This window comes from Vibrio salilacus (assembly GCF_002811245.1).
In the GTDB taxonomy this organism is placed as follows: Bacteria; Pseudomonadota; Gammaproteobacteria; order Enterobacterales; family Vibrionaceae; genus Vibrio; species Vibrio salilacus.
In genome coordinates this window covers 144,365-157,925 of the sequence record NZ_NIVQ01000003.1, presented here as the reverse complement: position 1 = coordinate 157,925, position 13,561 = coordinate 144,365, and the positions used below count along the sequence as shown (strand labels likewise).

General features: G+C 45.8%; 14 protein-coding genes. 8 read left to right on the top strand and 6 right to left on the bottom strand.

Features of this window, described 5'->3' with window-relative positions; translation table 11 throughout:
- Positions 1–3: 3 nt before the first annotated feature.
- Positions 4–1,344 (bottom strand): Na(+)-translocating NADH-quinone reductase subunit A, encoded by a 1,341-nt coding sequence (locus CDZ87_RS03305; protein ID WP_100752159.1) that lies wholly within the window; start codon positions 1,342–1,344, stop codon positions 4–6.
- Positions 1,345–1,773: 429 nt separating this feature from the next.
- The gene (gene bolA / locus CDZ87_RS03300) at positions 1,774–2,082 is read right to left on the bottom strand and encodes a transcriptional regulator BolA (protein WP_100752158.1); all 309 of its coding nucleotides are present in this window, start codon (positions 2,080–2,082) and stop codon (positions 1,774–1,776) included.
- A gap of 159 nt (positions 2,083–2,241) precedes the next feature.
- Here bolA and CDZ87_RS03295 point away from each other — a divergent pair, with 159 nt between their 5' ends.
- The 4 genes from CDZ87_RS03295 (at position 2,242) to CDZ87_RS03280 (ending at position 6,001) form a co-directional block, all read left to right on the top strand.
- On the top strand, positions 2,242–3,372 hold the full coding sequence (locus tag CDZ87_RS03295; RefSeq protein ID WP_100752157.1) for a methyltransferase: 1,131 nt from the start codon (positions 2,242–2,244) through the stop codon (positions 3,370–3,372).
- A 61-nt stretch (positions 3,373–3,433) separates the two neighbouring features.
- The gene (locus tag CDZ87_RS03290) at positions 3,434–4,003 is read left to right on the top strand and encodes a YajG family lipoprotein (protein ID WP_100752156.1); all 570 of its coding nucleotides are present in this window, start codon (positions 3,434–3,436) and stop codon (positions 4,001–4,003) included.
- A complete protein-coding gene (locus CDZ87_RS03285) occupies positions 4,003–4,548 on the top strand; it encodes a peptidylprolyl isomerase (protein WP_100752155.1) in 546 nt (181 codons plus the stop codon). The genes CDZ87_RS03290 and CDZ87_RS03285 overlap by 1 nt, the downstream gene beginning before the upstream one ends.
- 73 nt (positions 4,549–4,621) lie before the next feature.
- Entirely contained in the window at positions 4,622–6,001 is a 1,380-nt protein-coding gene (locus tag CDZ87_RS03280; protein ID WP_100752154.1) for an AmpG family muropeptide MFS transporter, read from the top strand.
- Positions 6,002–6,071: 70 nt separating this feature from the next.
- Here CDZ87_RS03280 and CDZ87_RS03275 read toward each other — a convergent pair whose 3' ends face one another.
- The 3 genes from CDZ87_RS03275 to CDZ87_RS03265 are packed head-to-tail and all read right to left on the bottom strand — an operon-like array spanning position 6,072 to position 7,955.
- The gene (locus CDZ87_RS03275; protein ID WP_100752153.1) at positions 6,072–6,734 is read right to left on the bottom strand and encodes a ChrR family anti-sigma-E factor; all 663 of its coding nucleotides are present in this window, start codon (positions 6,732–6,734) and stop codon (positions 6,072–6,074) included.
- Positions 6,731–7,315, bottom strand: coding sequence for a sigma-70 family RNA polymerase sigma factor (locus tag CDZ87_RS03270; RefSeq protein WP_100752152.1), 585 nt, complete (start codon positions 7,313–7,315; stop codon positions 6,731–6,733). Before CDZ87_RS03270 ends, CDZ87_RS03275 begins: the two co-directional genes overlap by 4 nt.
- 58 nt (positions 7,316–7,373) lie before the next feature.
- A complete protein-coding gene (locus CDZ87_RS03265) occupies positions 7,374–7,955 on the bottom strand; it encodes an LON peptidase substrate-binding domain-containing protein (protein ID WP_100752151.1) in 582 nt (193 codons plus the stop codon).
- A gap of 346 nt (positions 7,956–8,301) precedes the next feature.
- Here CDZ87_RS03265 and CDZ87_RS03260 point away from each other — a divergent pair, with 346 nt between their 5' ends.
- The 4 genes from CDZ87_RS03260 to csdA all read left to right on the top strand — a co-directional run bounded on the left by CDZ87_RS03260 (position 8,302) and on the right by csdA (position 11,919).
- Entirely contained in the window at positions 8,302–9,111 is an 810-nt protein-coding gene (locus CDZ87_RS03260) for a nucleoside-specific channel-forming Tsx family protein (protein ID WP_100752150.1), read from the top strand.
- A gap of 110 nt (positions 9,112–9,221) precedes the next feature.
- Complete coding sequence (gene panE / locus CDZ87_RS03255; RefSeq protein WP_100752149.1) at positions 9,222–10,112, top strand: 2-dehydropantoate 2-reductase; 891 nt, start codon at positions 9,222–9,224, stop codon at positions 10,110–10,112.
- A complete protein-coding gene (locus CDZ87_RS03250) occupies positions 10,109–10,708 on the top strand; it encodes a DJ-1 family glyoxalase III (RefSeq protein WP_100752148.1) in 600 nt (199 codons plus the stop codon). Before panE ends, CDZ87_RS03250 begins: the two co-directional genes overlap by 4 nt.
- Positions 10,708–11,919 (top strand): cysteine desulfurase CsdA, encoded by a 1,212-nt coding sequence (gene csdA, locus CDZ87_RS03245; RefSeq protein ID WP_100752147.1) that lies wholly within the window; start codon positions 10,708–10,710, stop codon positions 11,917–11,919. The genes CDZ87_RS03250 and csdA overlap by 1 nt, the downstream gene beginning before the upstream one ends.
- A gap of 143 nt (positions 11,920–12,062) precedes the next feature.
- On the opposite strand, the gene radA is transcribed toward csdA, so the two are convergent.
- Positions 12,063–13,442, bottom strand: a complete 1,380-nt coding sequence (radA, locus tag CDZ87_RS03240; RefSeq protein ID WP_100752146.1) for a DNA repair protein RadA — start codon at positions 13,440–13,442, stop codon at positions 12,063–12,065.
- Positions 13,443–13,561: the final 119 nt, after the last annotated feature.

Here is a 13,561-nt window from a genome sequence, read left to right as displayed (position 1 = left end):
GAATTACCCTTCCTTCTCGATTTTATCTAGGCATTCACGAAGGAGTTCACCGTACTCGTATTTACCTGGACAAACAAAGGTGCACAACGCTACATCGTCTTCATCTAGCTCTAGGGCACCTAGTGCTTGCGCACTGTCGGTGTCACCTGCACATAGATCGCGAAGCAGTAATGTTGGCTCCATATCTAAAGGCATTATACGTTCGTAGTTGCCAATTGGGACCATCGAACGATCACTACCATTGGTCGTAGTGGTCATATTAAATAGCTGACCTTTGAAGACATGACCAAGGAATGAGCGAGTGATAGAGAACTTGTTCTTACCAGGCATCGCCCAGCCAAACAGCTCTTTCTCACGGCCTTCACGTAATACAGAAATCTGCACGTGGTAACGACCTAGGTATGCGTGAGGCCCTGTTGCATGTGTACCTGATAGTACCGAACCGGAAATCACACGAACCTCGCCTGGCATTAACTCGTTGTCCGTAATGTCATCTAGGCTAGCACCTAGTGTCGTACGAATTAAACGAGGGTTATTCACCACAGGGCCTGCTAGAGAGATAACACGATCAGTGTATAGCTCACCAGTTAGGAATAACTGACCAAACGCAATCACGTCTTGGTAGTTAATGCTCCACGCCACATTCTCTATATTCACTGGATACAGGAAATGCATGTGAGTACCAGCAAGGCCTGCTGGGTGAGGGCCATCAAAAACGTGCTCTTCAACATTAGGTTGAGAAGAACGAGGAAGACTTGTACCAGATTTACAAACGTAAACCTTGCCATCAGTCAAAGTTGAAAGTACATCCAAACCAGCGACAAACGCTTCTTGTTGCTCATTAATGATCAACTCAGGCTGTGCTGCTAACGGATTGGTATCCATCGCAGTGACAAAAATTGCCTTAGTAGAAGACTCGATTGCTGGAACCTTGCTGAACGGACGAGTACGTAAAGCGGTCCAAAGGCCAGAATCAACCAGCTGAGTCGTCACCGTGTTACGGTCTAGACTTGCTAGTTGGCCAGCTTCGAACTTATCAAACGTTACCTGCTCTTCGCCTGACACTTCAATCACAACAGATTGAAGGACACGTTTAGCGCCACGGTTAACTTCGATCACTTTACCAGCTGCCGGTGAAGTAAATTTCACCCCAGGGTTCTTCTTATCTTCAAAAAGAATCTGAGCTTTTTTTACTTCATCGCCTACGCGGACATGCATGGTTGGACGCATGCCGATGTACTCTTCGCCAAGCAAGGCGACTTTCTTGATGGTTTTACCATCATTAATCACCTGGGATGGAGTCCCTGCCACTGGCAGATCCAACCCTTTCTTTATTGTAATCATACGCACTTGCACTACTTTTATCGGGAAAAAGATTCTTTAATTGCGTAACTTTTAGACACGACACTAGTGTCCGGTTTTGGTGATACTTAAACACCAAAATCGCAACATCCTATTAAAAACCTCGCGACAGAAAGGCAGCGAGATTTATCAGGTGCGATAGTCTATCATCTTTTTAGATTTGGATGCCATGATGAATCACAGAGTAAAGCGTGATATTTGGAAGTAATTGAGTTTAAAAGGCTAAGGAATAGTCATAACTTTGAGCCACCGCACAAACCGAGATATTGGCGAAATTGGGCAGAAAAAACATTCATTCACACACTGAAACATTTTGTTTTAAAAACAATTACTGGGCCAATTTGTTTCTAGCTTGTTAATGCTTACTATGAGTAAGGATAAAGGGCTACATTGCCCTTTATAAAGCGATGATTACTTAGAGCCCCCCAAACACATAGGACTGTCCGGCGCAATGCCCTGCTGCTCTTGCCACTCCTTTGTTGTATATGCGTGAATCGAAAGTGCATGGATATGATTTGACAGTTCATCTGCAAGCGTCTGATTGATTTGACGATGACGTGCGATTAAACGCATCCCTTCAAAATTGTCACTAACCACCACGACTTTAAAATGGCTTTCAGACCCCGCGGGGACATTGTGCATGTAGCTCTCATTAACCACATTCAAATACGCAGGTTCAAAACTATGTTGGAGTTTGCTTTCTATTACTTCTTGCAGCATCTTGCTTCACCATCAGATATAAACAATAGAGTAAACTCGATAATAATCTCGATAGGCACAAAGCTAAAGGTTTTAGTTTTCACATGCAGTTGCTTTTGCGACAATCGCGCCATTACGGATCACCTGAATCCCACTATTAACGAAAACTGAGTTAGTATTATGAAAACTGAGTTAGCGCTCCACGAGCGTACCCTCTCGCTACATCGATACCCCAAGCGAAATAATGAAACGCTTCAGGCTTGGGACGCGGGCGATGAGTACCTTATCAATCATATCGAGGCAATGAACCTCGACACGCCAAAGCACATTGTTATTCTTAATGACAACTTCGGTGCTCTGAGCTGTTGGTTTAGTCACCAACACCGCATTACTATGATGAGCGACTCTTATATCGCTCATCAGGCAGCCAAAGCAAATTTAGCACTCAATGATGGCCCACAGATCACATTGGCAACGACCATGGATCCTATTCCTCATGATGCTGACTTAGTACTGATGCAATTACCCAAAAGCAATCGTCATTTAGTGTGGCAACTTAGTCAGCTACACTCTGGATTGAAAGCGTCGGTCCCGATTATCGCGGTCAATAAAGCCAAGGAGATTCATAGTTCTACCCTTAAACTGTTTGAAAAGCATCTTGGTGAAACCAAAACGTCATTAGCGTGGAAAAAACACCGCCTAGTGTTTAGCTATGCCACTGATAAACAACCGACGCCTGTCAGTGCTGATACCCGTTGGCAAGTCGATAACGAAAATATCGAACTCAACAACTTACCCAATGTCTACTCGGGAGAGAGCTTAGATTTAGGCGCACGTTTTATGCTCCAGCACCTGCCGCAAAGTTCTCACTTACAACATGTGTTAGATTTAGGCTGTGGCAATGGCGTATTGTCGGTTAAACTGGGGAAACTCAACCCACAGCTAAAAATCACCTGTGTTGATGAGAGTTTTATGGCGGTCGAGTCGGCCCGCCAAAACCTAAAGTCAAACCTCGGTGATGAGCGTGATATCACCTGCATCGCCAATAATTGCTTAGACGGTATGGTGGCACAAGACATCGATTTAATTGTCTGTAATCCACCCTTCCACCAGCAGCAAGCTATTACTGATCACATCGCTTGGCAGATGTTCTGTGATGCAAAGCAAATTCTTACCTCTGGTGGGCAATTATTAGTTATCGGTAACCGCCACCTCGGCTACGATGGAAAGTTAGCAAGACTGTTTGGTAAGTCAAAGATCAAGGTTGCTGCGTCGAACAATAAATTTGTTATTTTACAAGCGACTAAATAGTCCACTATTATCTGTCTGAACATTTGAAAGCTCTCAGAGATACCAAAGAAAGGAAATTGTAATGAGAAAACTGGTTATCGCCGCTTCTATGGCATTACTTGCTGCCTGTTCAGCGCCGCAACATGAGCAAATTAGCTTTATGCCAAAGGCTGTACTGAGCAATAGCGATTTAGTTCAAGGTGCGACCTTTACCCTAACAAGTAAAGACGTTCGTTCCGCACAATATGTAGCTCTAGTTGACAGTGGTCGTTCTAATATCGAGCCGATTCACTCCAAGCAAAATGTTCGAATTTCTATTGAAAACGCATTATTGGAACAATTCCAATCCCAAGGCTTCCGCAGCACAGTTAACAGTGAAAACTCACTGCAAGTTGAGGTTCAAGAAGCACTGGTTTCTGTTAAGCATACAGTCATGGAAAACGAGATGGATGGTAAAGTCGTACTCGAAATCACCGCTGAGACGCCGCAGGGAAAATTGATCAAAACTTATACGGGCACAGCAAAGCGTACTAGTGCACTTAGTGCGTCTAATGAAGAGATTGAGACCGTGCTCAATGACGTCATTAACTTAGTCATGCAAGAAATTGCCAATGACCGCGAGCTACAAAACTACATGCAGGAGCGTTTCTAATGTGGAAAACGGCCATCGCCTCACTTGCGCTCGTCACCAGCGTTGCGTTTGCAGGACCGAAAGTCGCTTTTGAAACCAATCTTGGTTCGTTTACGGTTGAACTTAACCAAGAGAAAGCACCTGTAACGGTCGCTAACTTCATTAAATATGTTGAAGATGGCAGCTATGTAGGCTCTCAGTTCCATCGCGTTATTCCTGGCTTCATGGCTCAAGGCGGTGGTTTTGATAAAAACATGCAGTCACTACCAACATACTCACCAATCAAGAACGAAGCAGCGAATGGACTAAAAAACGCGACAGCAACCGTTGCTATGGCGAGAACCAATAATCCAGACTCAGCGACTCGGCAATTTTTCATCAATTTCACTGACAACAGCTTCTTGGATTACGATCAGCGCCCTCCTGGTTATGCGGTTTTCGGTAAGGTCACTCAAGGATTTGATGTCATTCAAAATATGGCACAACAACCCACTCAGTCCGTCGGACGCTATCGTGACGTCCCTGTTAGCCCCATCATTATAACTCAAGCGACACTTCTAAAATAACGGCTAAGGCTCTACCCACAGTGGCTAGAGCCTTCATTTTCTTGCTGTCCCAATTTCAAACAAGGAATAGAGTATGTCCTCTAACTCTACATCGATGTCTTGGCTAGAGACTATTCGCAGTTACATGGATAGACGCCTCATGTGGGTGTTTATGCTCGGCTGCTCCAGTGGTTTTCCGTGGGTGCTGATCGGATCCAATATGTCAGGCTGGCTGAAAGACGCAGGGCTAACTCGCTCGGCGATTGGCTATTTCGGCAGTGTATTTGCTGTGTATGCGATTAATTTTCTTTGGGCGCCATTGGTTGACCGTGTCAAGCTCCCTGTTTTACACCGCTTACTTGGTCAACGCAGAAGCTGGGTTTTTCTCTGTCAGTCACTGGTACTGGTCTGCACACTCTTTATTGCAGGGGTCAACCCGGCAGAGAATCTGATGCTGACCTCGATTTTTGCACTGGGCATCGCCACCGCATCAGCGACGCAAGACATTGCCATTGACGCTTATCGTATCGACTCTTTCCCTAAGTCAGAATCTTCTAAGCTGCCGCAAGCTTCTGCAATGGCCGTGATCGGTTGGTGGACAGGTTACTCTGTGCCAGGTTATCTGGCGTTTATTAATGCGGATGCGATTGGGTGGAATGGTGTTTATTACGGCATGGCCGCGATCGTCGCTCTACTGATGCTATTTACTCTGTTAGTTGGAGAACCCGTCACCAAGCGCGACTCACTCCAAGCAGCGGCAGAACAACGTCATACACAAGTGGTGGGTAATAAGGCAATTGCTTGGCTAACGGTTACCGTGGTCGAACCCTTTTTAGACTTCTTTAAACAAAATGGCGTGCGCGTTGCTTTAACACTGCTGTTATTCGTGTTCTTGTTTAAAATTGGCGAAGCCTTCTTAGGGCGAATGTCTATCGCTTTCTATAAAGATATCGGTTTCTCCAACGAACAAATTGGCTACTACTCTAAATTGATTGGCTGGGGGCTAACTATTTTGTTTACCCTAATTGGCAGTATGGTCAATGTGAGGTTTGGTATCGTTCGCGGCCTAATGATCGGCGGTATCGCCATGGCCTCAAGTAACTTAATGTTCGCTTGGATAGCCAACGTCGGGCCAAATGAACACTTATTCTTGGCCACTCTAGCTGTGGACAACTTCACCTCGGCATTTTCAACCGTGGCGTTTGTTTCGTTCTTAACGGTCGTCACCGGGCAAGCTTTCTCTGCCACCCAATACGCTTTACTCGCCTCACTCGGAAACTTCGGCCGCACTACCTTAGCCTCTTTTTCCGGAGAATTAGTCGACTACCTCAATGATTGGTCGACCTTCTTTATTGTCACAGCGTTGATGGTTATTCCAAGCTTGATCATGCTCTACTCACTGCGCCACTACTTTGCTGATATTCTTAATAATGCCAGCAAAAGGGACGAGAAAGAGTCACAGGCTGAAGGATAAACAACAAAGGCTTGGTCAATTACCAAGCCTTTATTCTATCTTCGTTGCAGGTTTAAATAAGACCTAGCGATTAGGGGTACAATCCTTTGCCAAACAGATTAAACATTCTAGCAACGCCTTGAGTAAAAATCATCGGTTCGGTGAGAACGGTTAAGCATAGACAATCTTCGCCGACTTTGGTGCTTGGGCTATGTTTGATCGATGCGTCTTTCAATAGGAAATCACCCACTTCGTAGTGGCCATCTTCGTCACTAAAGCCGCCGTGCAGCACCAACGTTGATTCTAAACCTTTATGGGTGTGTTGAGGGATCGACACATTTTCAGTAATGTACATCAAACTGACACGGGCATCGTTTGAAATGTCGATTGACGCACTGAACACCTTACCGCCGTAACTTTTCCACTCTCCTACTTGGTCACGAAAACGCGACAAAGAGAGCGGCAAACGGAACGATTTGCCATTTACTTCAATATAAGTAGGCTGTCTTTGCGGACGAAACGGCTTATCGTTTTGTTCCAATGATACAATTTGATTGAACATATCATCAAAATTGTCTTGTGAAGCTACTGGAGCTGCAAAAAGGGCCTCGCCACATTGTGCTTCAAACTGCGCTACTTGTCGCTGGCATTGTGGACAGCCTTCAATATGCGTTGCGACCGTAAAGGCACTCACATCATCCAGGGTACCTTGCGCATAAGCTTGAAGAAATTCGGCTTGTGGATGAAAACTCATAATTTATCTACCTCTATGGTATTGCGTAACTTTTCCACGGCCAAACGCAAACGTGATTTGACAGTGCCGAGCGGAATATCGAACATGTCGGCTACCTGCTGATGAGGGAGGTCTTCAAGGTAGACAGCTTTAACGACTTTCTTTTGCGCATCAGGCAACAAATCAAGATATTTTACGATTTGCTGTTTAAGCATCTCTGTTTCAGGAGAATAATGTTCAACCATGTCTGGCGGGCAATAGTCGTTTGGCCAAATATCTTCTGAGTGGATGTGCATTTCTCTACCCTTCTGCTTTCTCAACGTGTCAAAACAGAGATTTCGCGCAATCGTGTAGATCCAAGTCGATAACGAACTTTTACTGCCGTCAAATAACATACTTTTCTGCCACACTGTCGCTAGCGCGTCTTGGACTATCTCTATAGCGACTTGTTCATTGCCCATGTGACGGTAAACAAACTGTTTTAATCGGGGAGAAAAGTGAGTAAACACCAATGCAAACGCTTGTTTGTCTTTCTGTTTGACTTTTTCCATACACAAAGCCCAGTCTGCTTTTTTAAAAGCTTGGGTGTCTATTTCGGCCATCTCGATATCCTTAATGGGAGCCCTCTAATCATTGTATACGATGCTGAACACTAACCGATCACTGAACCTGAGTATTATTCAATGTTCGTTTTAAAAATTCGATCGCTCCACTGCAATCGGCCTGAGTAACTAATGAGTCAAACTTTTGATTACTCATAGGTAAAATCTCTAACCACCGCTGGCTGACCCAACTAGCATCATCAAAAAAACGTTGCTGGTAAAGTTCGCCCAAATCTGGGAATTGTTGATAGATTTTGGCTAGCCCCTGACTCAAAGGTTCTGCTTGGTAATCCAAACTAGTCACATCCCAATTAGAAAGTGACTCGATGCGCGCCAATCTCAGCCCATCGTATTCGACTCTAACCCGTTGAATTCGAAACTTGTTTAATCCCGTGACTGAAATGCCCAACAGCCCATCATCCAAAGATTCGAAATCGGTAATTTTCACTAATGTACCGACCGCTGACAATTCGCCACTTGATTTGGCTTGTGCCGGGTCAAACAGACAAATACCGAAACAACCATCAGATTTGAGCGCTTGCGAGATCAGGCGCTTGTACCTTGGTTCAAAAATACGCAGACGCATTTTTCCTTCAGGCAAAACGACCGAACTCAGTGGGAACAACATAATTTCAGGCATAAATGACAACTCCTAAACTGCTTGGTAACAATTACGTTACCTCGCTGCAAAGGGATCATTTACCGATCCTGTTGGTTATTAGACAAACGCCAAATTAAAGAGCGATCGATTGCGTAATCGATACCTTTGTCATTTTTTGTGCAACGAAATGAAAGTTCCGCTACATCTTATTTTTTTACTTGTTAATGAGATGCAGATCACCCGTTTTATGTTTTTTTAGCACTGTTGCACATGGAATTTGAGAATAATATCGATATTATTCGCCTCAACAAAGCGCAACAAAGATTGCGCTATTAAGTAAATATTGAATCAACATTTAAGTTAACAAACATAGAGAGTTTCTATTATGCGTAAATCACTTTTAGCTCTGGGTGTTGTTGCAGCGATTTCTGCTCCTGCAATGGCTGCTGATTATTCTGATGGCGATATCCACAAGAACGACTACAAATGGATGCAATTTAACCTAATGGGCGCATTCGATGAAAAAGGTGCTGGTGCTGAATCAACACATGACTATCTCGAAATGGAATTTGGTGGCCGCTCTGGAATCTTTGACCTATATGGCTACGTTGATGTATTTAACTTAACATCAGATAAAGGTAGTGATAAAAACGGGCAAGAAAAGATCTTTATGAAGTTTGCACCCCGCATGTCTTTAGACGCATTGACTGGTAAAGACCTTTCTTTTGGCCCTGTACAAGAAGTATATCTGTCAACTCTGATGGAGTGGGGCGGCAATTCTGGTGTTAACTCTCAAAAAATTGGTGTGGGTTCAGATGTTGAGCTTCCTTGGTTTGGTAAAGTAGGCCTTAACTTCTACGGTACTTATGATTCAAATCAAAAAGATTGGAACGGTTTCCAAATTTCGACCAACTGGTTTAAACCTTTCCACTTCTTTGAAAACGGTTCGTTTATCTCTTACCAAGGTTACATTGATTACCAATTTGGTATGGAAGATAAAGCAACGTATCAATCAAGCAATGGCGGTGCGATGTTCAACGGCATTTACTGGCACTCAGATCGCTTCGCTGTAGGTTACGGTCTAAAACTATATAAAGATGTCTACGGCTTCGAAGATGGCGCAGCACTACCATGGGCACCAGAAGCACAATCTTCAGGCGTTGGCCACTACGTAGCAGTAACGTACAAGTTCTAATTGAACACTATCGATTAGCGCAAAAATGGCACCTTCGAGTGCCATTTTTATTTGCTTTCCTGTTAGCGCTCATTATCCTTGCTGAAAATAGTTTGCTAGGTGAGTAAAGCGTGAATATTGTTATTCTTGGTCCGGGTGCCATCGGTGCACTTTGGGCAACACACTTTCACCATGCTGGCCATAAGGTGTCAGTCTGGTCAACATCAAAAGCCAGTGAGCTTGTAATTACTCTTGATAACCGGCCCAGTATTGCGTTCCTCAATTGCGACCTTTTATCCGTTCGACAGGCCGATCTGATTTTAGTGGCAGTCAAAGCGTGGCAAGTCGAGAAAGCTCTAGCTCCGCTGCAAGACGACATCAATGCCGATACCATGATTATGTTGATGCATAATGGCATGGGCAGTGCACAAACCACCGCCAAACGCTTTGCGGCCAACCCTCTCATACTTGCGACCACCACTCATGGCGCTTATAAACCGGAACCATTACGCGTTCTCCATACTGGTCAAGGTCAAACCCACATTGGCGGTTACAATTCAACAGGAAAGCAGTGCCAGTTTTTAGCTGACGTGATGGATCACGCGTTACCTCGGGTGGTATGGAACCATACTATCGAACAGGCGTTGTGGACCAAGCTTGCTATCAACTGTGCGATTAACCCTTTGACCGCCATCGAGCAAATTACCAATGGCGAGCTAAGCCATCCACGCTATCAAACCCAGCTTGCCGCGTTGCTCGATGAAGTGTGCCAAGTGTTGAACGCTGAAGGCATTCCCTGTCAGCGAGCAGAACTAACACAAACGGTCAACGAAGTCGTACAAGCGACGGCAAGTAATCACTCATCGATGCAGCAAGATATTGCCCATCAGCGGCGAAGCGAGATAGACTTCATTAGTGGTTATTTGATTGAGCGTGCCGCCGTTCATGGCATCGACACTCCCATCAATCAACACCTATATCAACAGATTAAACAGATCGAGCAGAGTTGGAAGCAGCAATGAGTAAGAAAGTACTGGTCCCTATCGCACCGGGCAGCGAAGAAATGGAAGCCGTCACCATCATCGATATTATGGTGAGAGCAGGTTACGACGTGGTCGTCGCCAGCGCAGACTTCGACGGTCGATTAAGCTTCAAAGCTTCTCGCGGAGTGACTTTAACCGCCGATTGTAAACTGGTCGATATTGCCGATGATGAATTTGATGCAGTAATCTTACCCGGTGGCGTTCAAGGAGCCGAAGTTTTTCGCGACAGCACAGTACTGATCGAGATTATCCGCCAACAAATGTACGAAGGGAAACTGGTCGCCGCTATTTGCGCAGCACCCGCTTTAGTATTGGCTCATCACAACCTTTACCCTGACGCTTTGATGACTTGCCACCCTAGTTTTGAGTCGCATATTGAGAAGAAAAACTGGCGAGTGAAACGTGTCACTTATGATGTAAATCACCGTTTATTAACTAGCCAAGGGCCAGGCACGGCATTGGAGTTTGCGATAGAAATTATTATAAACCTGTCAGGAAAAGCACTCGCTTGGCAAGTTGCAGAACCTATGGTGACACTACCAACGTTGCACTACTCAAAACTCGGTGAAGCGTAATGCTTGATATACGCCAGATTTGCGCTCAATTCCCCGCTTTAAACCAACAGGTTAATGAGCAGCGCTTAGTCTATTTAGACAGCGCGGCAACGACGCAGAAACCCCAGTGCGTGATTGATACTATCAGTCACTACTACAGCCAAGCCAATGCCAATGTCCATCGCGGTAACCATAGTCTTACCGCTCAGGCAACCAGTCAATTTGAGCAAGCTCGACAGACCATCACTGACTTTATTGGTGCTCACTCAACTAAAGAGGTGATTTGGACACGCGGCGCAACTGAAGCGATCAATTTGATTGCTCAAACCTACGCACGTAATACATTAAAGCCAGGTGATGAAATATTGGTCGGTGAGATGGAACATCATGCCAATATTGTCCCGTGGCAAATCGTCGCCGAGCAAACAGGGGCAAAAGTGGTCAAGATACCAATGCTGCCTGGCTGCCAACTTGACCTTGATGCCTTCAGACAGCAACTGAGTAGTGCGACTAAAATCGTCGCCATAGCGCATATCACCAATGTCACCGGAACTCGCCAGCCGATAGAGCTGATGATTAAGCTCGCTCATGCTGTTGGGGCAGTGGTCGTGATTGATGGCGCTCAAGGCGTCGTGCATGAACCTGTCAATGTACAAACACTGGATGCCGATTTTTATGTTTTCTCCGGCCATAAACTGTTTGCGCCGGCTGGTATTGGGGTTTTGTATGGCAAACTCGCACTACTAGAGGCCATGCCACCTTGGCATGGTGGCGGAAAGATGGTGGAGCGCGTCTCTTTTGCCGCAACCACTTTCAGCCAGTTGCCCGGAAAGTTTGAAGCAGGTACGCCCAATGTGGCTGGCGCCCTTGCGTTAGCAAAGGCTATCGAATGGGTTCAAACCTTCAACCACAAGCAGGTTGAGCAATATGTCCATCAACTCGTTAAGCAAGCTCACCAAGGACTCTCTCAACTAGAGGATGTTCGCATCATTGGCTATCAACCCAATGCTTCGGTTATCTCGTTTGTGGTTGACGGCGTGCACCATCAAGATGTAGCAACGTTACTCGATCAGCAAGGTATCGCGGTGCGTGCTGGCAACCACTGCGCACACCCTTTGATGGATGCTCTGGGCGTTAAGGGCACCATTCGCGCCTCTTTTGCTTTGTACAACACACAACAAGATGTAGAAAGGCTGGTAGCAGCGGTAGAGAAAGCCGTAGATATGTTATAGCAGGCGACTGAAACTTAACGCCAAACGGGTCATTCTGAACAACGAGGCACGAGTGTGATTCAGAATCTAAGTGGTTAACTCACAGTATCGATTCCTGATAACTCGTCCCTCGTTTCTGGCATGATACCTCAGTTTCATTTCATCTATAATTCGTCAAACGCTTCAATCGCCTCAGAGAGTTTCTTCACACCATGAATTTGCATCCCCGCAATACCGCCTTTGGGCATATTGGCAGAGGGCACAATCGCTCTTTTGAAGCCATGCTTAAAGGCTTCATTCAAACGCTCTTGTCCACTCGGCACTGGGCGAATTTCTCCTGCTAGACCGACTTCGCCAAACACCACCACGTCTTTAGGTAACGGTCTATCACGAAAGCTCGATAACAGCGCCATCACTAACGCTAAATCGGCACTGGTTTCGGTCACTTTAACGCCACCAACGACATTGACAAACACATCTTGGTCGGCCATTTGTAAGCCACCGTGCTTGTGTAATACCGCCAACAGCAAAGATAAGCGGTTTTGCTCGAGCCCGACCGTAACCCGACGCGGATTAGCCAATTGTGAGTAATCAACCAAGGCTTGAATTTCGACTAATAAGGGCCGCGTACCTTCCCAAACGACCATCACCGAACTGCCTGACGTCTCTTCCTCGCCGCGCGACAAAAAGATCGCCGATGGATTACTGACCTCTCTTAGCCCCTGCTCCGTCATGGCAAAAACCCCCAGCTCATTGACCGCACCAAAACGATTCTTATGGCTCCGCAGTGTACGGAAACGGGTATCAGTGCCACCATCAAGCAACACCGAGCAGTCAATAATATGTTCGAGCACTTTAGGCCCAGCCAGTGAACCATCTTTCGTGACATGCCCAACCATAAACACCGACACATTATTCTGTTTAGCATAACGAGTTAAAGCGGTCGCCGCCTCACGGACCTGAGCAACACTACCGGGTGAAGATTGAACATCCGCCACATGCATGACCTGGATCGAGTCAATGACTATCATTCGTGGCTGCTCTTTTTCAGCGATTTGACAAATACGATCGACATTGGTTTCTGACAGCATTTTGAGATTATCTTTCGGCAAACCAAGCCGTGAGGCACGCATCGCGACTTGTTGCAACGACTCCTCACCGGTAACATACAGCGTGGGCATTTGCGATGCTAAGTAACACATGGTTTGTAGCAGTAATGTCGACTTGCCTGCACCAGGGCTACCACCAATCAAAATCGCCGCACCGGGGACGACCCCGCCACCAAGTACTCGGTCAAACTCTTTGAAACCACTGGTAAAACGCGGTACTTCTTGCAGATCAATGTCTGACAAAACCTGAACCTGCGTTTCACTGGTTGCTCCGGCATAACCAGACAATCGCTCATGTCTTGCGACCGTCGGAGACGCCGCTAAACGGACCTCACTGATGGTATTCCATGCACCACAGGCATTACATTGTCCTTGCCAACGGGGAAAATCCGCCCCACAGTCATTACAGACGTATGCTCGTTTCGCTTTTGCCATGTATCCTCAGACTTATAAATAGTTTAATTGTGACGTAAACAACACACTGACGTGTTTATCCCACGGTGTCGACTTGACCCGCAGTAACATATCATTAAAGATCTAGATATCAAGGTCGA

Excerpts from the sequence above, each read along its gene's own strand:
- CDZ87_RS03305 (WP_100752159.1), bottom strand. The coding sequence starts at position 1,344 with ATGATTACAATAAAGAAAGGGTTGGATCTGCCAGTGGCAGGGACTCCA.
- bolA (WP_100752158.1), bottom strand. The coding sequence starts at position 2,082 with ATGCTGCAAGAAGTAATAGAAAGCAAACTCCAACATAGTTTTGAACCT.
- CDZ87_RS03295 (WP_100752157.1), top strand. The coding sequence starts at position 2,242 with ATGAAAACTGAGTTAGCGCTCCACGAGCGTACCCTCTCGCTACATCGA.
- CDZ87_RS03290 (WP_100752156.1), top strand. The coding sequence starts at position 3,434 with ATGAGAAAACTGGTTATCGCCGCTTCTATGGCATTACTTGCTGCCTGT.
- CDZ87_RS03285 (WP_100752155.1), top strand. The coding sequence starts at position 4,003 with ATGTGGAAAACGGCCATCGCCTCACTTGCGCTCGTCACCAGCGTTGCG.
- CDZ87_RS03280 (WP_100752154.1), top strand. The coding sequence starts at position 4,622 with ATGTCCTCTAACTCTACATCGATGTCTTGGCTAGAGACTATTCGCAGT.
- CDZ87_RS03275 (WP_100752153.1), bottom strand. The coding sequence starts at position 6,734 with ATGAGTTTTCATCCACAAGCCGAATTTCTTCAAGCTTATGCGCAAGGT.
- CDZ87_RS03270 (WP_100752152.1), bottom strand. The coding sequence starts at position 7,315 with ATGGCCGAAATAGACACCCAAGCTTTTAAAAAAGCAGACTGGGCTTTG.
- CDZ87_RS03265 (WP_100752151.1), bottom strand. The coding sequence starts at position 7,955 with ATGCCTGAAATTATGTTGTTCCCACTGAGTTCGGTCGTTTTGCCTGAA.
- CDZ87_RS03260 (WP_100752150.1), top strand. The coding sequence starts at position 8,302 with ATGCGTAAATCACTTTTAGCTCTGGGTGTTGTTGCAGCGATTTCTGCT.
- CDZ87_RS03250 (WP_100752148.1), top strand. The coding sequence starts at position 10,109 with ATGAGTAAGAAAGTACTGGTCCCTATCGCACCGGGCAGCGAAGAAATG.
- csdA (WP_100752147.1), top strand. The coding sequence starts at position 10,708 with ATGCTTGATATACGCCAGATTTGCGCTCAATTCCCCGCTTTAAACCAA.
- radA (WP_100752146.1), bottom strand. The coding sequence starts at position 13,442 with ATGGCAAAAGCGAAACGAGCATACGTCTGTAATGACTGTGGGGCGGAT.